Source organism: Streptosporangium sp. NPDC004631, from assembly GCF_053601935.1.
Map to the genome: position 1 here is coordinate 128,356 of NZ_JBSGCR010000003.1, position 25,570 is coordinate 153,925.

At 70.8% G+C, this 25,570-nt stretch carries 26 protein-coding genes; 5 read left to right on the top strand and 21 right to left on the bottom strand.

The window, feature by feature from the left end:
- Position 1 precedes the first annotated feature (1 nt).
- Positions 2–2,518, top strand: a complete 2,517-nt coding sequence (locus ACWEF2_RS03940) for an ABC transporter permease (protein ID WP_453811642.1) — start codon at positions 2–4, stop codon at positions 2,516–2,518.
- Between the two features lie 201 nt (positions 2,519–2,719).
- On the opposite strand, the gene ACWEF2_RS03945 is transcribed toward ACWEF2_RS03940, so the two are convergent.
- The 8 genes from ACWEF2_RS03945 to ACWEF2_RS03980 form a co-directional block, all read right to left on the bottom strand.
- Positions 2,720–2,989 (bottom strand): hypothetical protein, encoded by a 270-nt coding sequence (locus tag ACWEF2_RS03945; RefSeq protein ID WP_453811644.1) that lies wholly within the window; start codon positions 2,987–2,989, stop codon positions 2,720–2,722.
- Complete coding sequence (locus ACWEF2_RS03950; protein ID WP_453811646.1) at positions 2,986–3,777, bottom strand: toxin glutamine deamidase domain-containing protein; 792 nt, start codon at positions 3,775–3,777, stop codon at positions 2,986–2,988. The genes ACWEF2_RS03945 and ACWEF2_RS03950 overlap by 4 nt, the downstream gene beginning before the upstream one ends.
- A 127-nt stretch (positions 3,778–3,904) precedes the next feature.
- Positions 3,905–5,443, bottom strand: coding sequence for a molybdopterin-dependent oxidoreductase (locus tag ACWEF2_RS03955; RefSeq protein WP_453811647.1), 1,539 nt, complete (start codon positions 5,441–5,443; stop codon positions 3,905–3,907).
- Between the two features lie 185 nt (positions 5,444–5,628).
- The gene (locus ACWEF2_RS03960; RefSeq protein WP_453811649.1) at positions 5,629–6,267 is read right to left on the bottom strand and encodes an XTP/dITP diphosphatase; all 639 of its coding nucleotides are present in this window, start codon (positions 6,265–6,267) and stop codon (positions 5,629–5,631) included.
- Positions 6,264–6,980 carry a ribonuclease PH gene (gene rph / locus ACWEF2_RS03965; protein WP_453811651.1) on the bottom strand — a complete coding sequence of 239 codons (717 nt, stop codon included), beginning with the start codon at positions 6,978–6,980 and terminating at the stop codon, positions 6,264–6,266. Before rph ends, ACWEF2_RS03960 begins: the two co-directional genes overlap by 4 nt.
- A gap of 5 nt (positions 6,981–6,985) precedes the next feature.
- Entirely contained in the window at positions 6,986–7,738 is a 753-nt protein-coding gene (locus tag ACWEF2_RS03970; RefSeq protein ID WP_453811652.1) for an MBL fold metallo-hydrolase, read from the bottom strand.
- 32 nt (positions 7,739–7,770) lie between these two features.
- Positions 7,771–8,610 (bottom strand): glutamate racemase, encoded by an 840-nt coding sequence (murI, locus tag ACWEF2_RS03975; RefSeq protein WP_453811654.1) that lies wholly within the window; start codon positions 8,608–8,610, stop codon positions 7,771–7,773.
- Positions 8,611–8,687: 77 nt separating this feature from the next.
- Positions 8,688–9,479 (bottom strand): thioesterase family protein, encoded by a 792-nt coding sequence (locus ACWEF2_RS03980; protein WP_453811656.1) that lies wholly within the window; start codon positions 9,477–9,479, stop codon positions 8,688–8,690.
- Positions 9,480–9,630: 151 nt separating this feature from the next.
- On the opposite strand from ACWEF2_RS03980, the gene ACWEF2_RS03985 reads away from it, so the two are divergent.
- Together ACWEF2_RS03985 and ACWEF2_RS03990 are read left to right on the top strand one after the other, a co-directional pair.
- Positions 9,631–9,966, top strand: a complete 336-nt coding sequence (locus ACWEF2_RS03985; protein ID WP_355595629.1) for a hypothetical protein — start codon at positions 9,631–9,633, stop codon at positions 9,964–9,966.
- 142 nt (positions 9,967–10,108) lie between these two features.
- Positions 10,109–11,929 (top strand): DUF3352 domain-containing protein, encoded by a 1,821-nt coding sequence (locus ACWEF2_RS03990; protein WP_453811658.1) that lies wholly within the window; start codon positions 10,109–10,111, stop codon positions 11,927–11,929.
- A gap of 245 nt (positions 11,930–12,174) precedes the next feature.
- Here ACWEF2_RS03990 and ACWEF2_RS03995 read toward each other — a convergent pair whose 3' ends face one another.
- The 7 genes from ACWEF2_RS03995 to clpS all read right to left on the bottom strand — a co-directional run bounded on the left by ACWEF2_RS03995 (position 12,175) and on the right by clpS (position 16,927).
- The gene (locus ACWEF2_RS03995) at positions 12,175–13,182 is read right to left on the bottom strand and encodes a hypothetical protein (RefSeq protein ID WP_453811660.1); all 1,008 of its coding nucleotides are present in this window, start codon (positions 13,180–13,182) and stop codon (positions 12,175–12,177) included.
- An 838-nt stretch (positions 13,183–14,020) separates the two neighbouring features.
- Positions 14,021–14,968 carry a PLP-dependent cysteine synthase family protein gene (locus tag ACWEF2_RS04000; protein WP_453811662.1) on the bottom strand — a complete coding sequence of 316 codons (948 nt, stop codon included), beginning with the start codon at positions 14,966–14,968 and terminating at the stop codon, positions 14,021–14,023.
- An 82-nt stretch (positions 14,969–15,050) separates the two neighbouring features.
- Positions 15,051–15,329 carry a MoaD/ThiS family protein gene (locus tag ACWEF2_RS04005; protein ID WP_453811664.1) on the bottom strand — a complete coding sequence of 93 codons (279 nt, stop codon included), beginning with the start codon at positions 15,327–15,329 and terminating at the stop codon, positions 15,051–15,053.
- Positions 15,330–15,415: 86 nt separating this feature from the next.
- A complete protein-coding gene (locus ACWEF2_RS04010) occupies positions 15,416–15,574 on the bottom strand; it encodes a hypothetical protein (protein WP_355595645.1) in 159 nt (52 codons plus the stop codon).
- Positions 15,575–15,623: 49 nt separating this feature from the next.
- Positions 15,624–16,040 (bottom strand): Mov34/MPN/PAD-1 family protein, encoded by a 417-nt coding sequence (locus tag ACWEF2_RS04015; RefSeq protein WP_453811666.1) that lies wholly within the window; start codon positions 16,038–16,040, stop codon positions 15,624–15,626.
- A 9-nt stretch (positions 16,041–16,049) separates the two neighbouring features.
- Positions 16,050–16,574 (bottom strand): DUF2017 domain-containing protein, encoded by a 525-nt coding sequence (locus tag ACWEF2_RS04020; protein WP_453811668.1) that lies wholly within the window; start codon positions 16,572–16,574, stop codon positions 16,050–16,052.
- 83 nt (positions 16,575–16,657) lie between these two features.
- Positions 16,658–16,927, bottom strand: a complete 270-nt coding sequence (gene clpS, locus ACWEF2_RS04025; protein ID WP_355595756.1) for an ATP-dependent Clp protease adapter ClpS — start codon at positions 16,925–16,927, stop codon at positions 16,658–16,660.
- A gap of 63 nt (positions 16,928–16,990) precedes the next feature.
- On the opposite strand from clpS, the gene ACWEF2_RS04030 reads away from it, so the two are divergent.
- Together ACWEF2_RS04030 and ACWEF2_RS04035 are read left to right on the top strand one after the other, a co-directional pair.
- Positions 16,991–18,274, top strand: a complete 1,284-nt coding sequence (locus ACWEF2_RS04030; RefSeq protein WP_453811670.1) for a nicotinate phosphoribosyltransferase — start codon at positions 16,991–16,993, stop codon at positions 18,272–18,274.
- A 5-nt stretch (positions 18,275–18,279) separates the two neighbouring features.
- On the top strand, positions 18,280–18,849 hold the full coding sequence (locus tag ACWEF2_RS04035) for an isochorismatase family protein (RefSeq protein WP_355595653.1): 570 nt from the start codon (positions 18,280–18,282) through the stop codon (positions 18,847–18,849).
- A gap of 13 nt (positions 18,850–18,862) precedes the next feature.
- Here the strand turns inward: ACWEF2_RS04035 and ACWEF2_RS04040 are convergent, their stop codons facing one another.
- The 6 genes from ACWEF2_RS04040 to ACWEF2_RS04065 form a co-directional block, all read right to left on the bottom strand.
- Positions 18,863–20,611, bottom strand: coding sequence for a DEAD/DEAH box helicase (locus tag ACWEF2_RS04040; protein ID WP_453811672.1), 1,749 nt, complete (start codon positions 20,609–20,611; stop codon positions 18,863–18,865).
- Between the two features lie 184 nt (positions 20,612–20,795).
- On the bottom strand, positions 20,796–21,884 hold the full coding sequence (locus tag ACWEF2_RS04045) for a hypothetical protein (RefSeq protein ID WP_453811674.1): 1,089 nt from the start codon (positions 21,882–21,884) through the stop codon (positions 20,796–20,798).
- A 100-nt stretch (positions 21,885–21,984) separates the two neighbouring features.
- Positions 21,985–23,451, bottom strand: coding sequence for an MFS transporter (locus tag ACWEF2_RS04050; protein ID WP_453811676.1), 1,467 nt, complete (start codon positions 23,449–23,451; stop codon positions 21,985–21,987).
- Positions 23,448–24,281: a zinc metalloprotease gene (locus ACWEF2_RS04055; protein WP_453811678.1), complete on the bottom strand. Its 834-nt coding sequence runs from the start codon at positions 24,279–24,281 to the stop codon at positions 23,448–23,450. The genes ACWEF2_RS04050 and ACWEF2_RS04055 overlap by 4 nt, the downstream gene beginning before the upstream one ends.
- A gap of 203 nt (positions 24,282–24,484) precedes the next feature.
- Positions 24,485–24,742: a DUF3039 domain-containing protein gene (locus tag ACWEF2_RS04060; protein WP_355595663.1), complete on the bottom strand. Its 258-nt coding sequence runs from the start codon at positions 24,740–24,742 to the stop codon at positions 24,485–24,487.
- A 116-nt stretch (positions 24,743–24,858) separates the two neighbouring features.
- Complete coding sequence (locus ACWEF2_RS04065; RefSeq protein ID WP_355595665.1) at positions 24,859–25,437, bottom strand: YqgE/AlgH family protein; 579 nt, start codon at positions 25,435–25,437, stop codon at positions 24,859–24,861.
- Between the last annotated feature and the right edge of the window lie 133 nt (positions 25,438–25,570).

Genomic DNA, 25,570 nt, shown 5'->3' on the forward strand with positions numbered 1-25,570 from the left:
GGTGCTCAAGACGACTCTGGCCGGACTGCGGGCGCACAAGCTGCGCCTGCTGCTCACCTCGCTGGCGATCGCGCTGGGGGTGGGCTTCATCGTGGGCACGTTCGTGCTCACCGACACCATGCAGGCGGGCTTCACCCAGAAGTTCGCCGCGGCGGCCGACAAGATCGATGTTGCCGTGCTGCCCGTTTCGGATGAGAAGGCCGGTACGGGGGAGCAGCTCTCCGACACCGTGCTGAGGAAGATCCGCGCGCTCGACGGCGTCCGGGACGCGCAGGGTCTGGTGCGGGGCACGGCCGCCTTGGTCGGCAAGGACGGCAAGGCGGCCGGTGACTTTCCGACGGGCGGGATCTCCGTTCCCGAGGGCTCGCTGAACCGCGTCCCGATCACCAGTGGCTCCGCCCCGAAGACCCCGACGGAGGCCGTGCTCGACGAGAACACCGCCAAGACGCGCGACTTCAAGATCGGCGACACCGTCACGGTGCTGGACTCCAAGAACGCGGAGCACCGGTTCACGCTGGTGGGCCTGTTCGACACCGGCCTCGACCAGCAGCTGGCCTACACCGGCGGGGTCGGCTTCACCACCGGCACGGCCCGGTCGATGACCGGGGAGAAGGGGTACCAGGAGATCGACGTCGCCGCCGTCGAGGGCGTGGCCCAGGAGACGGTGCGCGACTCGGTCGCGGCGGCCCTGGGGACGGGCTACCAGGTCAAGACCGGCGAGCGGTACGCCGACGACCTGGTCAAGGTCAACGGCGCCGACAACGGGTTCATCACCGTGGGTCTGCTGCTGTTCGGCCTGGTGGCGATGTTCGTGGCCGCGCTGGTCATCTACAACACCTTCAACATCCTCATCGCCCAGCGGACCCGGGAGATGGCGCTGCTGCGCTGCATCGGCGCGACGCGCGGGCAGGTGTTCGGCTCCATCGTGCTGGAGTCCGCCGTGGTCGGCCTGGTCTCGTCGGTGCTGGGCCTGCTGCTCGGCTACGGCCTGGGCGCGGGTGCCCTCGCCGTACTCATCTCGATCGGTGCGCCGTTGCCCTCGGCGACCGCGGCGCTGGCGCCGCGCACGATCGTTCTCGCGCTGCTCGTCGGCCTCGTCGTCACGGTGGGGGCGGCGCTGCTGCCCGCCCGGTCCGCGACGAAGGTGGCGCCGATCGCGGCGCTGCGATCGCAGATCGACGAGCACACCTTCCGGGCCGGCCTGATCCGGGTGATCTCCGCGCTGTTCTTCCTGGTCGCGGGGGCGGGCGCCACGGCGGCCGGGGTGACCATGGAGCGCGGGCAGATCGCGCTCGTGGTGGTCATGGCGGGCGGCCTGCTCGTCTTCCTCGGGGTGCTGATCCTCGGCCCGGTGATCGTCAAGCCGCTCGGTGCCTTCGTGGGCTGGCTGCCCGGCAGGCTCGCCGGGGTGCCCGGCAGGCTCGCCCTGGACAACTCCGGACGTAACCCCCGGCGATCGGCGACCACGACCGTGGCGCTCACCGTGGGGGTGACGCTGATGACGCTCATCTCGGTCCTGGTCGGCACCATGCGGCTGACCTACGCCCAGAAGCTCGACGAGCAGTTCCCCGTCGACTACATGGTCCAGGCCCAGGGTGGTGGCTCCGGCCTGCCCCGCGCGCTGGCCGACGACCTGAGGACCAGGCCGGAGCTGACCTCCGTCGCCGCGTTCCGCGAGACCGAGGCCAAGGCCGGAAACAAGGGTGAGGAGTATCAGGTCGGCACGTTCGTCGCGCCCCCGGACTTCAGGCCGAAGCTCACCTCGGGCTCGATCGACGCGCTCAAGCCCGGGACCGCGATCGTCGCCGACTACGTCGTGAAGGACCTCGGCGTCACGGTGGGCGGCCGGATCCCGGTGCGGACCACGGAGACCGGCTCGGTCGATCTCACGGTGGTGGGCGTCTTCGACCCCCGGAAGGCCGACCTGGCGGGGGTGACCGTGCCGGCCGGAGACTTCGACCGCTACTTCGGCCCGGTCGACGACAGCCGGGTGCTGGTCAACGCCAAGGACGGCACCGACCTCGACCGGGCCAGGAAGGCCGTCGAGGCGGCCGCGCAGCCGTATCCGAGGGCGAAGGTCGCCAGCTCGACGGATGTCCGGGGCGAGTTCGACGAGGCGCTCGACATGGTCGTGATGATCATTACCGGCCTGCTGGGCCTGGCGGTGCTGATCTCGCTGCTGGGCATCGCCAACACGCTCTCCCTCTCGGTCCACGAGCGGACCCGGGAGTCGGCGCTGCTCCGGGCGCTCGGCCTGACCCGTCCTCAGCTGCGGCGGATGCTCTCGATCGAGGCGCTGATCCTCGGGCTCATCGGCGCGCTGGTCGGTGTGGTGCTCGGCGTCACGTTCGGCTGGGCCGCGACGCGGACGTTGACGGACGACCTCGTGTTCGACCTCCCGGTGCTGCAGATCCTGGCGTTCGTGGTGGTGTCCGGTCTGGCCGGTGTGCTCGCCGCCGTGCTGCCCGCCCGCAGGGCGGCGCGGGCCTCGATCGTCGACTCGCTCGCCACGGGCTGAGCGGGCCGCCCTCCCGCGGCCGGGACGCCCATGTCGTCGGGGGCGGCGTCCCGGCCTCCGCTCCGCCTTACGCGGGGCGGCCGAGCCCGGCTGGATCGGCCGGTCTCCGGTGGACCGGCCCGTTCCGAGGGGCGCGGTCCGCCTCCCGCCGATCGGCCGGAGGCCGTGTCCTTCCGGGGTGCGGCCCGGAAGGACACGGGGCTATCGGGGGCGGCGGCCCGGCCACTGGTCGGCGACGGTCTCGGGGTTGAGGAGGGGCCGGATGGCGATCTCCCCGGTGACCTTGTCGATGATCACGCATCCGCCGCCGACCGTGTCGGGCAGCACGCCGGGGTCGTCGGGTTCGGGCTCCTTCGACCACGCGACATAGCCCTCGTTGAAGGCATAAATCCGGATTTCGGCGGCTGAACCTGGGGTCCGGACCCCGTTGAAGTACTCCTCGGCGACAGCCCTGGCCTGGTCGAGGTTCACAGCCTCCGTCCCTCCCTGTCGATCACCACGCAGAAAACGCCGGTCACCGCGTCGTACGGCGGATCGACCGCCATATGCCCCCGCTGCGCGTCGATCCAGATCACCTCTCCCCCGGAGTTCACCGCGTTCCACACGTGGCTGCCCCCGGCCGGCCAGCGGTTGGCGATGATCGCGGCGGCGCCGTGGCCCCCCGCCAGCAGCGCCTGGCCGATCGGGACGTAGGCCTGCCGGCCCTGCCCCACGTACTGGAAGCGCTGCCCCAGCCACCGCTCGGCCCTGGCCACCCCACCGGCCTCACCCGTGAGCAGCGGCCTGCCGATCCGGTCGTACTCCGGCCGCCGGGGCGCGGCCACCGTCGGCGTGCCGTACCAGGTGGACAGCACCGCCAGCGCGCAGTCCAGCGCGTTGGTCGCCCGGAAGGGGTCGTCCGCGGCCCCGGCCCCGTTGATCAGCCGGACCCACATACCCCGTGGATCGGGAAAACGCCTGGGCACTCCCTGGCCGGTCACCGGTACGGCCCGCACCATGTCCTCCTGGGTCTGCGGGTCCGGCCTCACCAGCCCGCCCGCCACCCCGTACGGCCTGCACCGCTCCAGCCGCGACGGCCGCCACGGCCCTCGCTCCGGTCCCCGGTCCGGCATCCGGTCCGGCTCCGGCATTCGCTCCGTCACCCGTGGCGCGGCCACCACGGCCACCGCCTGGGGCTCCAGCTCGAAGTCCCGCCACCGCTGCCCGTCAGCGGTCACCACGGGGTTGTAGACCCCCGTGGGCAAAAACGACTGAGTCACACGGTCCCCCTTGGCCACCCGTTCGGCCCCGATGCTAGGGCGGCCCCCCACACGGCGCGGACGAGTTGACCAGATCAGGGGCTGGGCTCGCCCCTCCGACATCCTCCGCCGACGCCTGGAACGCCGGTCAGGCGACGTCGACGGTGATGGTGTGCCATCCGGTCGCCCCGTCGGGAGCCACCGAGGCGCGCTCGGCGGTCTGGGTGTAGCCGGTGGCGTCGGTGGCCCGCACCTCGATGGTGTGGCCACCGGGTGTGGCGTCCCAGTCGTCGACCACCCACTGGCGCCAGGTGTCGGCGGTCGGCGCCTCGGCCAGCCGGGCCCGCGACCACCCGCCCCCGTCGACCCGGACCTCGACCGCCGCCACGCCCCTGTGCTGTGCCCAGGCGACACCCGCGATCACCGTACGGCCCGCCGCGACGCGCGCGCCGTCCCGCGGCAGGTCGATGCGCGACTCCGTCTTGACCGGCCCCCTGGCCGACCACCCCCTGGACGTCCAGTACGCCTTGTCCCGGTCGAACCGGGTGACCTTGATGTCCGTCACCCACTTGGTGGCCGAGACATAGCCGTAGAGACCGGGGATGACCTGACGGACCGGGAAGCCGTGCTCGACCGGGAGCGGCTCGCCGTTCATCCCGATGGCCAGCAGCGCGTTGCGGCCGTCGAGGACGACGTCGATCGGGGTTCCGGAGGTCCAGCCGTCGGCGGAGGCGCTGAGCAGCATGTCGGCGTCCCGGTGCACCCCCGCGTCGCGCAGCACACCGGCCAGGCCGGCGCCCAGCCAGCGGGCGTTGCCGACGAGCGACCCGCCGACCTCGTTGGAGACGCAGCACAGCGTGACGTCGGCCTCCATCAGGGGGAGTTTCATCAGGTCGGCGAAGGTGAGCTCGACGGGCCTGTCCACCATGCCGTGGATCCGCAGGGCCCAGTCCCTGGGGTCGACCTGGGGCACCATGAGGGCGGTGTCCACCCGGTAGAAGTCCTGGTTCGGGGTGACGAAGGGCGACAGACCGGCGATCCTCAGGTCCACCCCGGCCGGCAGTGGCGGGGCCGGGGTGGCGGGCCGGGGCAGCGTCAGGCCGCCCCGGGCCGCGCTCACCTCCGCGCGTCCCGACAGCATCCGCCCGATCACGCCGCTCACCCCGGCCACGGCGACACCTCCGAGTGTCCAGACCAGCAGGTTGCGCCGGTCGAACACGCGACGGTCCTCACCGGCCGACGGCTCGGGGAGAGCGTGCCGCAGCAGGGCGCGGAGGGCGAACACGGCCGCGGCGACACCCGCCAGGGTGGGGACGACGTCCACGAGCGCCGCGCCGGGACGGGTCAGGACGGCGAGAACGCCGACGGCGCCGAAGGCGGCCAGCCCCGCCAGGCCGTACCGGAGGTCTTTCGCCGCCAGGACGCCGACGGCGGCGGCGATCAGGGTCAGGACCAGGAAGATGCCCACCAGCAGCGCGGTCTTGTCGTTCTCGCCGAAGGTGCGGATCGCGAACTCCTTCAGCGGGGCCGGGGTGAGGTCGACGAAGGCGTTGCCCACCGCGACGACGGGGAAGGCCGAGGCCTTCACCAGCCCGGCGAAGAGCAGGGACACCCCAACCGCCACCGCACCGGTCACCAGGCCGATCAGCACCGCCGCCCAGAGGGGCACACGCCGGTTACCGTCCATGCTCCCGACGGTACGCCCCCCACGGAAAACAGGACCTTGTCCACCGGCCATGCGCCCGCCGAGAATCGGGGGCGGAGGAGGGAGGCCCGAGACCGGGGGCCAGGGGGATACCGGGGTGCTCAGCGCCTCCGGCCCGCCGGGGCTGTGTCTCCGGCCGTCCCCGGCCGTCCCCCCGCGGAGGTCGCTCAGCCGAGCACTTCGGCGATGACGGGCGCCAGCGCGCGGAAGGCGCGGCCCCGGTGGCTGATCGCGTTCTTCTCCTCCGCCGACAGCTCGGCCGTCGTGCGGCCCTCCCCCTCCGGTACGAAGATCGGGTCGTAGCCGAAGCCGTTGACGCCGCGCGGCGTATCAATGATCATGCCCTGCAGCGCGCCCTGGGCCACCCACTCCTTCCCGGAGGGCAGAGCCAGCACCGCCGCACAGGCGAAGTGTGCGCCCCGGTGCTCCGGCGGCACGCCGGACACCTGCGCGAGCAGCAGCCTCAGGTTCGCCTCGTCGTCGCCGTGCCCGCCGGACCAGCGGGCGGAGAAGATGCCGGGCATGCCGTTCAGCGCGTCCACGCACAGGCCCGAGTCGTCGGCGATCGCCGGCAGGCCCGACTCCCGGGCCACGGCGTGGGCCTTGAGCAGGGCGTTCTCGGCGAAGGTCAGGCCGGTCTCGGCGACGTCGCCGATCTCGGGGAACTCCTCCAGCCCGACGATCTCGACCGAAACCGAGGCGTCGGCCAGGATCCGGCGGAGCTCGGCGACCTTTCCGGCGTTCCTGGTGGCCAGCACCAGCCTGCCCGTGGTCACGCCCACCGGCTCGGCCCGCCCGGTGCTCATGCCAGCGTCTCCCGCTGCAGGCGGGTGAGCTCCGCGCATCCGGCGATGCCGAGGTCGAGCAGTTCGTCCAGCACGGCCCGGTTGAACGGCCTGCCCTCGGCGGTGCCCTGCACCTCGACGAACTCGCCGCTCCCCGTCATCACCACGTTCATGTCCGTCTCGGCCGCGACGTCCTCGACGTAACACAGGTCCAGCAGGGGGGTGGCCCCGACGACGCCGACCGAGACCGCGGCGACCGAGTCGACCAGCGGGTCGGCGGTGCACATCTTCCGCTCGCGCATCCACCGGACCGCGTCGGCCAGCGCCACGTAGGCGCCGGTGATGGCGGCGGTCCGGGTGCCGCCGTCGGCCTGGAGCACGTCGCAGTCGATGACGACCGAGTTCTCACCGAGGGCCTTGTAGTCGACGCAGGCCCGAAGGGACCGGCCGATCAGGCGGGAGATCTCGTGCGTCCTGCCGCCGATCCTGCCGCGGACCGACTCGCGGTCGTTACGGGTGTTGGTGGCCCGGGGCAGCATGGCGTACTCGGCGGTGATCCAGCCCTGGCCGCTTCCCCGGCGCCAGCGCGGCACGCTGTCCTGCACGGAGGCGGCACAGAGCACCTTGGTCCCGCCGAACTCGACGAGCACCGACCCCTCGGCGTGGGCGAGCCAGCCACGGGTGATGGTGACGGGGCGGAGCTGATCGGGAGAACGTCCATCTGCGCGAGCCATGCGTCTCACCCTAGGTCATACAGGGCCCCGCTCCGAGCGAGTTCGGTACGGCCCGCGAAACCGCCCCGCGAGGCGTCGTCCAGGATCCGGCCGGGGTCGTACCAGGGCACGAGGTGGGTCAGCACCAGAGTGCCCACATCCGCCCTGGCCGCGTGCTCGGCGGCCTGGCGGCCGTTCAGGTGCAGCCCTGTGGGCAGGCCCGGCCGGTCCAGGAAGGACGCCTCGCACAGCAGCAGGTCCGCCCCCGAGGCGAGCTTGACCAGTTCGGCGGACTCCCCGGTGTCACCCGAGTAGACCACGGAGCGCCCGCCGTGGGAGACCCGGAAGGCATAGGTCTCGACCGGGTGGTTCATCGGCGCGGCCGTCACCTCGAACGGGCCGACCTCGAACACCCCCGGCGTCAGCGGGGCGAAGTCGAAGGCCGTCTCCAGCCTCGGCTCGTCGGGCATGCCGTAGGCGGCGGCCAGGCGGCGAGGGGCGTCGGCGGGGGCGTGGACGGGCACCCGGGGCAGCGGCCCCCGCGGGGAGTAGGTGCGCACCACGTGGTAGGGGCACATGTCGAGGCAGTGGTCGGCGTGCAGGTGGGACAGGCAGATCGCGTCCACGTCGTAGAGGCCGATGTGGCGCTGGAGCGCGCCCAGCGCGCCGTTGCCGAAGTCCAGCAGCATGCGGAACCCCTCGGCCTCCAGCAGGTAGCAGGAGGAGGGGCTGTCCGGGCCGGGGAAGCTCCCGGAGCACCCGATGATCGTCAGTTTCACTGCGGGCTCCTCCTTGTCACGCCTGTCACGTTCTAATTCCGCACGACCGGGTCCGGGGCGTACCCGTCGCCGACGGCGGCCCCCACCTCGGCGAACTCGACCGCCTGGATCTCCGGCCCGAGGAAACGCCGCCCGAGCCGGGTGAAGAGACGGGTGTCGCCGGTGGTGGCGAACCGGTGCCGCGCGGTGCCGCCCACGGCGGCCAGGCCCCGATCGTGCAGGACGCGGTAGACGTCCTTGGCCGTCTCGTCGGCGCTGGACACCAGCGTGACGTCGTCGCCCACGACGTAGGAGATCGGCCCGGTGAGCAGCGGATAGTGGGTGCAGCCCAGGATCAGCGTGTCGCACCCGTTGTGCAGCACCGGCTCCAGGTAGCCGCGGATGACCTCGATGAGCTCCTCGCTCATCGTCTCCCCCCGCTCCACGAACTCCACCAGCCGGGGCGCGGCCACCCCGGTGAGCAGGACGTCGGGCGCGGCGGTGAAGGCGTCGTGATAGGCCATCGACTCGATCGTGGCCCTGGTCCCGATCACCCCGACCCTGCCGTTGCGGGTGGCCCGTACGGCCCGGCGCGTCGCCGGCTGGATGACCTCGACGACCGGCACGTCGTAGCGCTCACGCGCGTCGCGCAGCATCGCCGCGCTGGCGCTGTTGCACGCGATCACCAGCATCTTGATGCCGTGCTCGACGAGATGGTCCATCACCTCCAGCGCGTAGGCGCGGACCTGCGCGATGGGCCTGGGACCGTACGGCTGCCGCGCCGTGTCGGCCACATAGAAGATTGATTCGCTGGGCAGCTGATCGATGATCGCCCTGGCCACCGTGAGGCCGCCCACACCGCTGTCAAAGATTCCGATATTCGCTTGCGACACGGTTCCCAAGGTTAGGCGACCTGGGACGACCGCTCACGGTAAGAATCCTCACAACACGATCAACCACGACAAAAGGATCACCCGCGTCCCACCCTGGCGAGCTGGCGGGACTGGGCGACCAGGCGGCCGGCGGAGTCCCAGACCTCGACCTCCTCGTCGAACCAGCCGTCGCCGATCATCCGGCCACCGCCGAGCACCGTGAGCCAGCCGGGGGCGGGCAGCGCGCGCAGGTGCCAGGTGAGGTCCACGGTGGGTGCCCAGCCGAGGGCGCCGGCGGAGAAGACCACCGGTGGCAGCGCGTCCACGGCCAGCGCCAGCACGTAGGGGTCGGGGTCCTGGGGCTCGGCCATCCGGAAGTAGGCGCGGGCCTCGGGGCGGCCGGTGGGGTTGCCGGCGAGCCAGCCCACGGTGGGCGGGTCGAACGCCATCTCCACCTGCGCGTTGAGCGTCATCTTCGACTCGGGCCCGGGGTCGGGCAGCCTGACGCACCGCTCGATCGGCGGCATCGCCACCGAGGGAACGTCCGTCCAGTCGGGGGCGGTGTCGCCCAGGGTCGCCGTGGTGACCCTGGCCTCGATGACCGGCCTGCCGTCCTGGACGAGGGTGGCGCGGGTCATCGCGACGGTGCGGCCGGCCTTGAGCTGCTCAAGTCTCACCTGGGCGGGGCCCGGCACCGGCACGCGCAGGAACTGCACGCCGGTGGTCACCGGATGCTCGTGCGGCGAGGCGTCCACGACCGCGCGCAGCAGCACGGCCATCAGGTAGCCCCCGTTCAGCGGGCCCCCGATCGAGTATCCCGGGTCCAGGCACACGTCGTAGGTGGTCTCGTCCACCCGGATGGCCTGCGTCGCCTCGTCGAACTTCGTCATCCACGCTCCCGAACCTTGTTCTGGAGAGGCCACTTTACCCACCCTTGGCCGCAGACACCTCCTCGGCCCGGCACGCGTGCCGCTACCTGGGAAAACGCGCTTCCGCTGAGAGACTGGCAACCATTTTCCGGGGATTTCACGGGAGGTCGAAGTGGCAGGAGTCGGTGATCTCATCGGTCAGTCGGTGTGGGATTCGGAGGGGGTGTGGGTGGGACAGGTGGTGGACGTCCGAATGGCGAGGAACCGCGGGGGCGGGTTCGGGATGCAGCAGCGGTTCACGGTCTCCGGGCTGGTCGTCTCCCAGCGGCGGACCCCGGTGATGCTCGGCCTCACCCGCGACCCGGGCAGCCGGGCGAACTGGCTGTTCAAGCTCGCGTTCCGGGCGTTCTACAGCGGCAGCAGCATCGTGTCCTGGGACGCGGTGGCCAGCACGGGGAGCGGCGAGATCACGCTGCGGAAGCCGGTCAAGGCGCTGGAGCGGGTCTGATTCGCCCCCTCCGGCGGCTGATCGCCTCAGCCGAGGTCAACCCCGGTTGGACGGAACAATCGCCTGGTTAGTTTAATGCAAGCCGCTTGCTACCAATGTGCACTAAATTTTCGGTATCCAAGAGTCCACATTGTGAGTGAGTATGTCTGCCAACAATCCCCCCGACCAGCCGCCCATGCCGGGTCAGCAGCCCGACAGGACGATCGCCTACCGTCGGAACGAGGGTGCGCAGCACAACGACCAGCCGCACCCTCAGGCCTACCCCCCGCAGGGCGGCTATCCGCAGCAGGACCGGCCCGCGTATCCGCAGCAGGACGCGGGAGGCCACCAGCAGCAGGTCCAGCCCGGCTGGGAGCCGCAGGGCCACCAGCAGCCCCACCCCCAGCAGCCTTACGGGCAGCAGCCCACATACCCGCAGCAGGGCCACCAGCAGCCCGGCTATCCGCAGCAGCCCTACGGTCAGCAGCCCGGCTGGCAGCAGCAGGGCCCCGACTTCCTCGGCGCGGGACAGCCTCCCGCCCCTCCCACCCGCAAGGGGGGCAAGGGCTGGCTGATCGCGGTGGTCGCGGCCCTGGTCGTCGCCCTCGTGGGCGGCGGCGGCGCCCTGGCGGTCAGCCTGCTCAGCGGCGGCGGCAACCAGCCCCACGACGTGCTGCCCGGTAACGCCTTCGGCTACATGCGCCTCGACCTCGACCCGGCCGCGAACCAGAAACTGGCGCTGTTCGACATCGCCGGGAAGTTCACCGTCACCAAGGACTCCTTCACCGGCGACAACCCGCGCCAGGCCCTCTTCAACCTGATCAAGAAGGACTCCGCCAACCTCAGCGAGGTGGACTTCGCCGCCGACGTCGATCCGTGGCTCGGGGACCGGGTCGGCCTGGCCGTACTCCCCCCCGCCGGGGCGGACGCCCCTCCCGGCGTCGTGGCGGCCGTGCAGGTCACCGACGAGACCAAGGCCAAGGCCGGGATCGCCAAGCTGATGAACGGCGAGAAGTACGGCATCACGTTCCGTGAGGACTACGCGCTGCTCGCCGAGACCCAGGCGCAGGCCGACCAGGCCGCCCAGGCCGCGCCGCTCTCCGGCAACGCCACCTTCTCCGACGACCTGGGCGCCCTCGGCGAGACCGGTGTGCTCTCCTTCTGGATGAACGCGGGCAAGGTCGCCGAGCTCGCCCCGCAGCTGGGCGCCCAGAACCCCGAGGCGCTCGCGCAGATCAAGAACCTCCGGGTGGCCGGCGCGCTCCGCTTCGACGGCGAGTACGTCGAACTGGCCGGTATCAGCCGTGGCGCGCAGGCTCTGGACATGGGCCGGCCCGAGGTCTCCAAGATCGGCGCGCTTCCGGCCTCCACCGCCGCCGCGATCTCCGTCTCCGGCCTCGGCGACGTGATCGGCAAGCAGTGGTCCCAGCTCATGAAGTCGGCCGAGCAGTCCGGCGCGGGTTCGTTCCAGCAGTTCGCCACCCAGGCCCAGCAGCAGTACGGCCTGACGCTCCCCGCCGACATGGCGACGCTGCTGGGCAAGAACCTCACCCTGGCCCTGGACGCCAACGGCCTCAACGGGGACCAGCCCAGGTTCGGCGCCCGCATCACCACCGACCCGGCCAAGGCCCAGGAGGTCGTGGGCAAGATCGAGAAGTTCCTCGCCGACTCCGGCACCAGCGTCCCGCAGCTCGCCAAGGTCCCCGGTGACGGCACCTTCGTCCTGGCCAGCTCCCAGGAGTACGCCGCCGAACTCGCCAAGGACGGCACCCTGGGCGAGGACGAGGGCTTCAAACTGGCGATCCCCAACGCCGACGAGGCGACGTTCGCCGCCTACGTCGACCTCGACAAGGTGGAGAAGCTCTACCTTGAGGGCCTCCAGGGTGACGACAAGGCCAACCTCCAGATCCTGCGCGCCGTCGGCATCAGCGGCACCCAGTCCGGCGGCGACGCCTCCTTCTCCCTCCGGGTCCTGTTCAACTGACCCACCCGCTCAGCCGGGCGAACCCGCCCGGCCAGGCGAAAAGCTCCACCGAATCGCGACGGGTGGGCGTTCCGTGGAACGCCCACCTTTTCCGTTGTTCCTCACCGAAGATCGTTCTTGACGTGGACAAGCGCCTTACCGTCAAGTCCGTGCTAGCACGAAAGTTGATTACGCACCCCCCAGGCCGGGGTGTTGCGACGACCGCTAGAACGGAAGGTAACCGGCGGGGCGTCGTCGTGCCCGGCTCAGGCCGATCGGTCACCCATCGTCAGAGCACGCAGTTCCCGTGCCGCAGGTAGAGTGCGGGCCTTCTCCGGTAAGACGTCGATGACCAGACGAGTTGCCGAAATCACTCGGGTGTCGCGTCGCTCGGAGGGTAGTGAGTCAAGGAGCCGCAACGCTTGATGTGTACCCTCGGCCGGGTCAGTGCGGGCGCGGAGCGCGGCACCGTGGAGCGCGAGCAGGGTCGCCGAGCGGTGTCCCACCGGATAGAGCTTCTCGGCCGTTTTGCGGGCCTCCTCGGCACGGTTGACGTCCCCTGCGAGGGTGTAGATCAGAGTTCGGTCGTACCACAGCGCACGGCCCTGGCGTGAGTTGCTTGAGGAAGGCAGTCGCTCATACGTCTCCTCGCTCCGCCGTAGCGCGATGGTCGCCTCAGCATAACGCCCGATCATCACGAGCGTCTTCGCCTCTTCCGCCAGGGCGGCCACGAGCGGCGCGCTGGGGGCGTCTCCCGCGAGACAACGTGCTTCCCGCGTCACGAGAAGCACCGCGTTAAGATCCTCCCCGGGGTCCTGTCGCCGGTAACCCGCTTCCCAGCCTCTCAGCCACGACACCAAGAGATCATCTCCGGATTGTCCGCTCAGCGTGCGTGCCTGCGCCCACCACCGATGCGCCTCACGGCGATTACCCAGGTCGAACCACTTTCCAGCGATCAGGGCCGCATGGCGCGCGGCGGCATGAGCGAGATCACGCTGTACGGCATCAGGTTGAGCGCGACCTAGATGAGGGGCCATGTCCGTGTAGTCGACCGCGAGCGCGGCGAGGACGGCAGCGGGCGGGTCGATACGGGCAGCCTTCGTGTGTGCGTCGGCAGCGTTCTCCCAGTCATCGATCATCCCCCGTGACACGCTCGCCCCGGAAATACGCGGTTGGAACGCCTGCCAGGCATTTGTCAGAGTGGCGAACACGGGCACCATCGCGCCACCGACAGCGACGGCGGCGGCATCCCGCATCAATCGTCTGCGCTCCACGTCATCATCCTCATCCCGTGTTGAGGCTTTTGCATCGAGAGTACGCTCTCGCGGTCGATCGCCGTCGTTAGTTGTTGTATTCGGCTTGTCGGCAAATAGGTCTGTTTCGATGATTCCGAAAGCGCGGGCGTACAAAACGCGGTACGGGTCTTTGGGCCGGCACTTCCCCGCCTCCCAATTTTTGATGTTACGGACGATGCTTTCCCGCGAGGCAGATGGCCACGGGTTTCCTCGCCTGCGGCTCCCACCAGGCGCCTGGCCATGTCTCGTTGCGACCACTCGCGGTTACGCCGCTCATCGCGCAGCCGTACAGCCCAGCGGGGAACCTCGCCGTTCACGGGCACACCTCTTCGGTGGCAGGGGAAAAGGCTCTTCCCTCTATAATCCTCTTTCCCCACCTGCGCGCGCGTGCTTTTGCCGCGTTCTCATGAGACGGCCGCCTAAAAAGGCAGGACCCGCAGGCGCGCCCACGCCGTACGGATCCCTGAACCGGACAATGGAGGTCCGATCCATGCGCAATGGTAGATCCACAACGCCCGAGTGCGCGACGTCCGTGACGGCGGTGATCCCCGGGTGGCAGGTGTTCCTCAGTGACAGGGGCCGTTTCTGGGCCGCCGGGAGCCGTTTTCCACCGAGGCCGCGTACGCCGGGGCCGAGTGGACGGTGGACGCCGACACCTTCGAGCAGCTCCAGACCGTAGCGACGGCGCTCCCGCTCGATCGGGCCGGCCATGAGCGCGGCGAGTTCCCGTATCGGCCGGGGCATCGTCGCCGGGAGGGTTCGGTTCCCGTGCCGAGGCGCTCGGGGGAACCTGTCCGAGTCCGGCGGGTCGTCGGGATCAGGCCCAGAGCTGGCCTTCGAGGCGTTCCTCGGCCTCGTCCAGGGTGCCCTCGTAGGCGCCGGTGGACAGGTATTTCCAGCCGCCGTCCGCCACCACGAACACGATGTCGGCCCGCTCCCCGGCCTTGACGGCCTTGGCCGCCATGCCGAGCGCGGCGTGCAGGGCGGCTCCGGTGGAGACGCCGGCGAAGATGCCCTCGGTGGTCAGCAGTTCCCTCGTCCGGCGGAGCGCGTCTCCGGAGGAGACGGAGAAGCGGGTGGTCAGGACCTCGGGGTCGTAGAGCTCGGGGATGAAGCCCTCGTCCACGTTGCGCAGGCCGTAGACCAGTTCGCCGTAGCGCGGTTCGGCGGCGACGATCCTCACGCCGGGGACGTGCTCGCGCAGGAAGCGGCCGACGCCCATCAGGGTGCCGGTGGTGCCGAGCCCGGCCACGAAGTGGGTGACGGACGGCAGGTCCCGAAGGATCTCCGGGCCCGTGGTCTCGTAGTGGGAACGCCAGTTGGCCGGGTTGCCGTACTGGTAGAGCATCACCCAGTCGGGGTGCTCCTCTGCCAGGCCCTTGGCGACCCGCACGGCCTCGTTGGAGCCTCCGGCCGCCGGGGAGGAGATGATCTCCGCACCCCACATGCGGAGCAGCTGGCGGCGCTCGTCGGAGGTGTTCTCCGGCATCACGCAGACCAGCCGGTACCCCTTGAGCCGGGCGGACATCGCCAGCGAGATGCCGGTGTTGCCGCTGGTGGGTTCGAGGATCGTGCAGCCGGGACGGAGCAGGCCGTCCTTCTCGGCCTGCTCGATCATCCACAGCGCCGGACGGTCCTTGATCGAGCCCGTCGGGTTCCGGTCTTCGAGCTTCGCCCAGATCCGCACGTCCACCGAGGGGGACAGCCTGGGCAGGCCGACCAGGGGAGTACGGCCGACCGAGTCGATCAGTGATTCAAAGCGCATGGTGTAGGGCTTCCGCCTCGTGTCAACGGCCAAGGAACGTCGGCGTGCGCCACCGGCCGCCGGGACCGGCGGCGCACGGCGGCTAGCGGGAACCGCCGGCCACGGCCGGCAGGACGGTGACCGTGTCGCCGTCGGCGACCGGGGTCTCCAGTCCGCCCAGGAAGCGGACGTCCTCGTCGTTCAGGTACACGTTGACGAAGCGGCGCAGCGCGCCCTTGTCGACCAGGCGCTCCTTCAGCCCGGGGTGCCGGGACTCCAGGTCGCCGATCAGCTCCTCAATCGTCGCGCCCTTGGCGTCGACGGCCTTGGCGCCGTCGGTATAGGTACGCAGAATGGTGGGAATGCGAATCTCGATGGCCATCGCGGTCAGTCTCCTCGTGTCGTCATGAGAGTGCCGCCCACCGGCTCAGAACATCGGTGGGCACGGAGGGATTCCGGAACTGCCGTTCAGCGACAGTCGTAGACGACGACAGAGGGGGTGTGCGCGAACAGGAAACTCTGCACGGGCGCCAGGTCCGCGTGCCGGGCCCGCGAACCGGGACGCGGGAGCACGTCCTCCAGGTTCGGGTCAACGGTCATCACGGTCACCAGCTTACCAACAGGCATATTTCCTCCTCACGGCCGTATCACTCTGTGAAACCCTTGGAGACACCGGTCACTCCGCGACGATCGTGATCTCCTCCTCCCGCACCACTCCGTCGAGGATCCGGTAGGAGCGGACCTCGGCCTCCTGCCCCAGCTCCTCACGGGTGGAGACCAGCAGGTAGTGGGCGTTGGGCTCGGCGGCGTAGCTGATGTCGGTGCGCGAGGGATACGCCTCCGTCGAGGTGTGGGAGTGGTAGATGACCACCGGCTCCTCGTCGCGGTCGTCCATCTCGCGCCAGACGCGCAACTGCTCCAGCGAGTCGAAACGGTAGAACGTGGGCGACCTCTCGGCGTTCTCCATCGTGATGAGGCGCTGGGGCGAGTCCGAGCCGATCGGCCCGGCGACCACGCCACAGGCCTCGTCCGGGTGGTCGGCCCGGGCGTGCGCGATGATCTTGTCAACCAGTTCCCGAGAGATGATGAGCATGTCTGGAAGCTACCAAAGAGCGCGGATCAGGGTGTCCTGGAGGTAGGTCAACCAGTCGTAGGTGACATATGCCGCATAGCGTGGATCGTCCTCCGGCATGCCGGCGATCTCGTCGTGGATCTCCTCCGTCACCTCCAGCCGGGTGCCGAGCGCCAGCCGTACGTCGTTCAGCGCGCGCATCCACGCCTGCGCCTGCTCACGGGTGAGCTCGACCCGTCCGGGCTCCGCGCTGTCGAGCATGGTCTGCGCGTCGGCCCGCTTGCCCTCGCGCAGGGTCGCCTCGGTGTAGCGGCGGAACTCGGCGGACTGCTCGGAGTCCTGGTAGGCCGAGGGGAAGAGCCTGGCCAGCACCGGGTCGGCCGACTGCTCGGACGGGCCGATGCCCAGGGCGCGCTCCAGCGGGTCGTTCCCGGTCTCTCCGGGCTCGATCAGGCCCAGGATCTGGGAGACCAGCGAGCGCAGGATCGAGACCTCGGCGGCGTCGAAGACAGTGATCACACTGCCCTTGGGCCCCCGGCTGAACCCCGAACTCACCGTTCGCTCACCACTCCCCGCTGTTTGTTTCCCTCGCGCCCCGCCCCGCCCCGCGGCGCGCGCCGCGCCGGGGCCGCCTTCGCCTACGAGTCCTGCTGCAGGGTGGCCCACAACCCGTAGGAGTGCATGATCTGCACGTCGCGCTCCATCTCCTCACGGGTGCCGCTGGACACCACGGCCCTGCCCTTGTGGTGCACGTCCATCATCAGCTTCTCCGCCTTCTGCTTCGAGTAGCCGAAGACGGTCTGGAAGACATACGTGACGTAGGACATCAGGTTGACCGGGTCATTCCAGACAATCGTCAACCATGGCAGATTGGGCCGCACGTCGACCGACGGACGCTCGACCTCCATTGGAGCAGTGCTAGCCACATAGACCAGTCTGCCCTACCTCAGGCCTAGTCTCGACTCGTGACAATGAGCATGAGCACGGCGTTGCTGACAGATCACTATGAGCTGACGATGCTGCAGGCGGCGTTGCGCAGCGGAGCCGCGCGGCGACACGTGGTATTCGAGGTCTTCGCCAGGCACCTGCCCGGGGAGCGCCGGTACGGGGTGGTCGCCGGGACGGCGAGGATGCTCGACGCGGTGCGAGACTTCCGGTTCGGCGCCGAGGAGCTCGCCTTCCTCAGGGACAGGCGGGTGGTGGACGAGCCCACCCTGGAGTTCCTGGCCGGCTACCGGTTCTCCGGCAGCCTGTACGGCTACCGCGAGGGCGAGTGCTACTTCCCCGGCTCCCCCATCGTGACCGTGGAGGGCACGTTCGCCGAGGCGGTGCTGCTGGAGACGGTGATCCTGTCGACCCTCAACCACGACTGCGCGATCGCCACGGCCGCCTCCCGCATGGTCCGCGCCGCCGGCGACCGGCCGCTCGTCGAGATGGGCTCGCGGCGCACCCACGAGGCGGCGGCCGTGGCCGCGGCCAGGGCCGCCTACCTGTGCGGGTTCGCCTCCACCTCCAACCTGATGGCCGGCCACCTCTACGGCGTGCCGACCGCCGGGACCGCGGCCCACGCGTTCACGCTGGTGCACGACTCCGAACGGCAGGCCTTCCAGGCCCAGATCGACTCGCTCGGCACGGGCACCACGCTGCTGGTGGACACCTATGACGTGGCAGAGGCCGTACGGGCCGGTGTGGAGCTGGCCGGTCCCGGCCTGGGCGCGGTCCGTCTCGACTCCGGTGACCTGGGCGAGATCGCGCACCAGGTCCGCGCGCAGCTCGACGCGCTGGGCGCCGGCGGGACCCGGATCCTCGTCACCAGCGACCTGGACGAGTACGCCATCGCGGCGCTGGCCGCCGCCCCCGTGGACGCCTACGGCGTCGGCACCTCGCTGGTCATCGGGTCGGGGGCGCCGACCGCGGCGCTGGTCTACAAGCTCGTCGCCCGCGAGGACTCCGAGGGGATCATGTGGCCGGTGGCCAAGAGGTCGGTGGGCAAGCCCAGCCGGGGCGGACGCAAGGAGGCGTTCCGGCGGCTCGACACCTCGGGCACGGCCGTCGCCGAACTGGTCACCGTCTCCGGCGACCGGCCGTCCGACGCCCGCCCGCTCCAGGCCGAGCTGATGCGCAAGGGGAGGATCGTCGGCGAGGAGGGGCTGGACGCGGGCCGCGAGCGGCACCGGCGCGCCGTCGCCGAGCTTCCGGCCACCGCCCACCAGCTCTCCCGGGGCGACGCGGCCATTCCGACCGTGTTTGACTAGTTCCCATGGCAACCGCGCTGATCATCGTCGATGTGCAGAACGACTTCTGCGAGGGCGGCAGTCTGCCGGTGGGCGGGGGCGCCGAGGTCGCCGCCGCCGTCTCCCGGCACGCCGCGTCCCATGACTACGACCATGTCGTGGCCACCCGCGACCTCCACGTTGACCCCGGCGCCCACTTCGCCGACGAGCCCGACTACGTGCGTTCCTGGCCCGCGCACTGCGTGGCGGGCACCCCCGGGGCGGACTTCCATCCGGCCTTCGACACCGCGAAGGTGGAGGAGGTGTTCAGCAAGGGCGCGCACGCCGCCGCCTACAGCGGCTTCGAGGGCAGCTCCCCCGACGGCACGAGCCTGGCCGACTGGCTCGCCGAACGGCGGGTGGACACGGTGGACGTCGTGGGCATCGCCACCGACCACTGCGTACGCGCCACCGCGCTGGACGCGGTCGGCAACGGGCTGGCCGTACGGGTGCTGCTGGACCTGACCGCCGGGGTGGCCAGGTCGACCACCGAGGCGGCCCTGGCCCGGCTCGAAGCCGCCGGAGCCCGGCTCAGCGGCACCCCGGTACTCCGCTGACCCGAGCCGGTCGCTACGAGCGCTGGGTGGCCCACTGGCGGATCTTGCCGATCCGCTCCTGGATCTGCTCGGCGGTGGCCTGCGCGATGGCCGGGCCGCCGCAGGCCCGGCGGAGCTCGGCGTGAATGACGCCGTGGGGCTGCCCGGTGCGGTGGTTCCACGCGCCGACCAGCCCGTTGAGCTCGCGGCGGAGGTTGGCGATGAGCTCGTGCGGGGCGAGCTCGGGCTCCTTGGGCTCCGGCTTGTTCCGCTTGGCCCTGAGCTGGTCGGACTGGCGCTTGCTCAGCAGAGTCCGCACCTGGTCGGGCTCCAGCAGGCCGGGCAGTCCGAGGAAGTCCTCCTCCTCGGGCGAGCCGGGCTCGGCGGCCGTGCCGAACTCGCCGCCGTCGAAGAGCACCCGGTCAAAGGTGGCGACCGCCTCCAGGGTCTCGAACGGCAGCTCGTCGCCGAGAACGTCGGGGTTGTCCTTCTTGCGCTGGGCATCGTCGAGCAGGAAGTCGTCCAGCCCCTCCTCGGGCAGGCTCCGGTCGAGCACGTGGTCGCGCTCGGCCTCCATCTCCCCGGCCAGCCCCATCAGGGTGGGCACCGAGGGCAGGAAGACCGAGGCCGTCTCCCCCCGCTTGCGAGCCCGGACGAAACGGCCGACGGCCTGGGCGAAGAACAGCGGGGTCGAGGTGCTCGTGGCGTAGACCCCGACGGCCAGGCGCGGGATGTCGACGCCCTCGGAGACCATGCGGACCGCGACCAGCCAGCGGTCCTGGGACCCGGAGAATCCCTTGATCTTCTTGGACGCCTCGGGGTCGTCGGAGAGCACCACCGTGGCGCCCTCACCGGTGATCGCGCGGATGTGCCTGGCGTAGGCGCGGGCCGTCTCGTGGTCGGTGGCGATGACCAGGGCGCCCGCGTCCGGCACCCCCCTGCGCACCTCGGTCAGCCGCCGGTCGGCCGCCTGAAGCACCTGCCGGATCCAGTCGCCCTTGGGATCGAGCGCGGCCTTCCACGCCTGGCCGAGCTGGTCCTTGGTGAGCGGCGTGCCCAGGGTCGCGGAGATCTCGTCGCCCGCGCGGGTCCGCCAGCGCATCTCGCCCGCGTAGGCCAGGAAGATCACCGGACGGACGACGCCGTCGGCCAGGGCCGGGCCGTATCCGTAGGAGTAGTCGGAGACGCTCCGCCGGATGCCCTCGCCGTCCTCGGCGTAGGTGACGAAGGGGATCGGGTTGACGTCGGACCTGAACGGCGTGCCGGTCAGCGCCAGGCGCCTCGTCGCGGGCTCGAAGGCCTCCCGCACCCCGTCGCCCCAGGACTTGGCGTCGCCCGCGTGGTGGATCTCATCGAAGATGACCAGGGTCTTGCGCGCCTCGGTCCTGGCGCGGTGCAGCGCCGGGTGCATCGCGATCTGGGCGTAGGTGATGGCCACTCCGACGTAGTCGCGGGAGGTCGTGCCCTGACTGTTCTTGAACTCGGGGTCGATGGCCATGCCGACCCGGGCTGCGGCGTCCGCCCACTGCTGCTTGAGATGCTCCGTCGGTGTGACGATCGTCACAGCCCGGATGATCCCTCGCGACAGCAGGTCTCCGGCGATGCGCAGCGCGAAGGTCGTCTTGCCCGCACCCGGCGTGGCGACCGCGAGGAAGTCTCGCGGCTCACCGCGGGAGTACAGGTCAAAGGCCTCCTGCTGCCAGGCGCGCAGCTTGGGCGCGGTGCCCCAGGCGGCACGGTCCGGATACGAGGGGGACAGGTGGGACGCGGCGAAAGTGCTCACAGTGTCACCAGAGTAATCGGCGTCGCCGACAAGACATGCCGATCGGCCAAGATCCTCGCCAAGGTCGGCTCCGCGTGTTAGGGGTCGCCGATCCGGTACGGCGCGCGGCGGCGACGGGCCTGACCGGCGCCGATGAACGGCGAGCCACCCGGCGAACACCCGTGGTCGGCGCCCCGGCGCCCCGCTAACGGACCCCGGAGATCACCTGGTCGATCACGGCCCGGAGTCGGGGGTCGTCCGGCTGGGCCATGCCGACCACGACGACCGGCCGCCGCGTCCCCGAGCCGGCGAGGAGGACCACCCGGAGATAGGCGGGGCGGTTGACGACGTCCCGGTACTCGGCCCGCAGGGAACGGCTGTGCCCGCTCCGCCCGCCCACGGTGACCGTCCGGTCGTCCACCACCTCGACCTCGTCACCGTGGAGCAGCAGCCGCCCGTACAGGTCGGCCAGATCGATCGTCCTGCCGGCCACGTCGGTCACCGGCTCGGCAGGGCCGGTCATCACCGTCGCCGTCCCGTCGCCGCCCGCCGAGGTGAACCCGGTGACCGACGGCGCCGTACCCACCCGCCACCCCTCGGGCAGCGGATATCCCACGCCCGCGCCCAGGTCGTTCACCCTGGCGGGCTGGGGGACGCTCGCCCACGCGGACGGGGCCCGCCCCAGGACGATCCGGGGCACCAGGACCGCGACGGCGAAACCGGCCCCGAGGCCGACCACCGCAGCGACCAGCCCGAACGTCAGACGCCTCAGACGGCCCGGAGCCCGGCGGGGAGGCGGCGCCGTGGGCGTGCCGTACCAGCGGGCGGAGGGCGGAAGGTCGTCCGGTGAGGAGTCGTCGAGCGGCCAGGGCCGGTGGACCTCCCAGACGGACTCCTCAGGCCATATCTCCCCGTCCTCCCTGGGCTTCCCGAACGGCAGCCCCCAGCGTCGTCCCGCCCGCCCGCTTCCCGGCCCCCCGTCAGACGTCTCATGGGACGTCGCCGAGGTCTCCCCGTGGGGCGCGGCCAGGTTCTCCCCTCGGAACGCGGCCCGGGGCCCCTCCGGGGACACGGCCCGGGGCCCCTCCCGGGGTGCGGCGCGGGGCTCGCCGTAGGGTGCGGCCCTGCGGGGGCCCCTCCTTCCGGATCGTCCGGTGGGCGCCTGGAGCCCGCCGGATCCGTCGGGCCCTTCGGACGCCTCGTCCTCCGAGGGTCTCGCTGCGGGCCTCGCCCGCCGGTCGCCGTCGCGGCCCGGCTTCTCCGGCGGCCACACCTGGCGGGGTCGTTCGTCCACGACGCCTTTCCTCCCGGTGGTCACGGTTCTACCGTCCTACCATGCCCGTCCGAGCACGGTCCGGCTATAGGTGATCGTTGTTACGGAAGAGGTCGATGAATCAGGAAACGTCGCGCATGCGTCCGGCGACGACCACACCCAGCACTCCCACCGCCGCCATGAGAGCGACGATCACGGTGTAGCCGGTGGCGATGTCGTGGTGACCGATCACGTTGATCAGGACCCCGCCGAAGCCGATCGTGAGCGCGCCGCCCAGCGTGTCGACCACCTGGAGTGCCGCGGAGTTGGCGCCCTGCTCCGCGTCCGGCGACTGACGCATCGCGGTGATGTTGACGCTCGTGATGCCGATGCCCATGCCGAACCCGGCGATCACCCAGGCGGGCACGGTGATCCAGCCGGTGAGTCCCGGCACGAACGCGAGCAGGGTGAGCAGGATGCCCGTGGTGACCAGGACGCCGCCGAGCCGTACCAGCCGGGGGCGGTCGAAGGGGCGGCGGGCCTGCAGGGAGGAGCCGGCCGTCCAGCCCAGCGCGCCGAGGGTGAGCGCGACCCCGGCCTCGACGACCGAGAAGCCGCTCACCTTGATCAGGAAGAGCGGAATGAAGGCGTTGACCCCGAAGAACGCCGCGGTGAGCACGCCGCGCATCATGATCGTGGTGGGCAGGCCCCGGCCGAACACGAGCGCCTTCGGGGGCAGCAGCCTGGGCAGGCCCGCGACCAGGGCGGCCAGTCCGATCGCGGCGGCGATCCCCCCGGACACCGGGGCGGTGTGCAGCCGGTCCACGCCGTACAGCAGCGCCCCGGCACCGCCCGCGGTGGCCACCGCCGCCAGGGTCGTCGCCAGCGGCCGGGACCGTTCCCCTCCGGCCGGTTCGGCCTCCGAAACCGGCTCGGCCCCCGAGAGTCCCCCGGCTCCCCGCGGCGTTCCACTTCCCGGTCCGGGCAGGCCGTCCGGTCCGGCGGGGCCGCGGGGGCGCAGCGCGGGCAGGAGCATCACCAGGGCCGGGATCACCAGCGGCACGATCCCGAAGAAGACCCACCGCCAGCCGAACGTCTCGGCGATGAACCCGCCGAGGCCGGGCCCGATCAGCGCGGGCAGCACCCAGGCCGCCGACAGGGCGGCGAACGCGGCGGGCCTGGCCGCCGGGGCGTACACCCGCGCGATCATCACGTAGATCGCCACGACCACCGCGCCGCCGCCGAGCCCCTGCACGACACGCGCCAGGATGAACAGCTCCTTGGAGCCGGCCGCGCCCGCCACGACCATGCCGGCCACGAACAGGCCCACCCCGAGCAGGAACGGCCACGCGTGGCCGCGCCGGTCGGACCAGAGCCCGGCGACGACGTTGGCGAGCAGACCGGCGATGAGGAAGGCCGAGAAGCTCATGCCGTACAGGTCGAGCGCGTCGAGATCCTTGGACACCGCGGGCATCACCGCGCCGATGGACATGCCCTCGAAGGCGATCAGCGTGACGACGAGCAGGATGCCGAGCGACGCCGCGCGGTACTCGGGGCCGAAGATCCGGGGGGACTGGTATGGAGTGTCAAGGGTCTTCGGTACTGTCACCCATCAAGGGTAATGTCCGTGTTCCTACCCCGGTAGGCGGCCCACATCTCCTGCATCCTGAGCGCCTGACCGGCGGTGAACTCCCACATGCAGCGGTCCTGCGCGTAGTCCATGAAGTTGTGGATCGGGTCGGGTCCGTCGCCCTTGCAGGTGTCCTTGCGTGCCGGGCACCCCTCGGTGGGCTGGGCCTCCGCCGGGGTGTCGGCGACCGCGTCGCCCGGTGGCTCGCAGCCGTTCTCGAAGGTGTGCAGCAGCCCCAGCCAGTGACCGATCTCGTGGACGCCGGTGAATCCGCGGTCGAAGTTGCGCAGCGATCCGCCGGGCAGTGTCCGCCAGTCGATGACCACCCCGTCGAGCGCGGGCTCGCTCCCGTACCAGTAGGGGTAGGTGGAGTAGCCGAGCACCAGCTCTCCGAGCTGGGCGATGTAGAGGTTGAGGGTCTGCGCGCCGCCCCTGCGGGCCCGTTTCATCGACCTCTCGTAGCCGAGCGGATCGCGGAACCAGGCCGCGTTGTCGGTCCTGACAAGGCCGTCGAGGCGGAACCTGATGCCGGTGTCGGCTCCGCCGTACCGGCCCGCGTAGGCGGCGTTGAGCGCGGCGATCTGGGCCCGGACCGCGCTGTCCTGCGCCCCGAGGGGGCCGTCGGTGATGACGTGCACCCAGGTGGAGACGGTGATCGGAGCCCACCGGCCACGACGCGCCGCCGACCGGCGCAGGGTGAAGTCGGCGAGCATCTCGGCGATCTTTGCCGGATCCGGGGCGTACGGCTCGGGCCCCCGTCCCGGGGTGACGGCCCGCGCCGCGCGAACACATCCGGAGGATCCGGTCACAGCGGACCCCGGGTCGGGGACCGTGGCAACGGCGCCCGCTGTGAACAGGCACGCCGAAACAACGGCGATCGCACGCCGAGCCATGCACTCCCCCGAGATGTCACACGCACTGGTCGACCTTCGCCTCCCGGCGACATCCCGACCGTAACCTCATCGGCGGCGATCACCCATGAACAACACTCACCGGCTGTCCCCGCGGGTGGTCACTGTTTTCCGTTGTCGCCGTCGTCGCCCTTGGGCAGCCCTTCGTAGATCTCCTTGCACTCGGGACAGACGGGGAACTTCTGCGGATCCCGGTTCGGCACCCAGACCTTTCCGCAGAGCGCGCGCACCGGGGTGCCACTGAACGCGCTCTCCATGATCTTGTTCTTCTCGACATAGTGGGCGAACCGCTCGTGGTCGCCGTCGCCGTGCGAAAGGTCCGGCCGGACATCGCTCTCAGGGAGAATCTTCGTGCTCACCCTGGTGATTTTATGCCCGCGCCGCCGTGCTCGCGGATCCGGCGCTCGCCGCGCCCCGGAGGGGATCGCCCCCGCCCCGCTCCTCCGGACGCGCCGCCCCCCTCCCCGACCCGCCTCTAGTTCATCGAGGGGTCGTCCGGACAGGTCGCCACGTAGGCGAGCTCGCCCCGCTGACGGCGGAGCACCGCGCGCCAGAGCGACCCGGGATCGTTGTGGAAGGTGTCGCCGGGCTCGGAGTCCACGACGTACCACGCGCCCTCGCCGATCTCGGCCTCCAGCTGCCCGGCCGACCATCCGGCGTACCCCGCGAAGATCCGCATCTGGGCGATCTCCCCGGCGAGGATCTCCGGCGGGGCGTCGAGGTCGACGGTACCGAGCCTGGACACCGCCGAGGTGCCCGGGTGCAGCCGCCGCCAGCCGAGCGGCTCCTGCCCGCTCGGGACCACCGCCAGGGCCAGCGCGCTGTCGGTCTGCACCGGGCCGCCCTGGAAGAGCACGGGCGGACCGGTGACCATGCTGTCCCAGGTGGGGAGCACCTGTGTCACCGAGATGTCACTGGGCCGGTTGAGCACCACGCCCAGCGTGCCACCGTCGAGATCATGCTCCAGGACGAGGACCACACTGCGCCGGAAGTTGGGGTCGTCGAGTCGCGGCGTCGCCACCAGGAGCCCACCGACGTAGATCGCCTCCGCCATGCCTCCATCATGAGGGGTGGAGCCCGTATCGCGCTGCACTACCCCGGTTACCGACCTTGAGGACCTTTCGCTATCTTACTTAAAGTAGTCAAATAGCCACTCCAGGTGATAAAGATCGTCAATCGGGGGATAT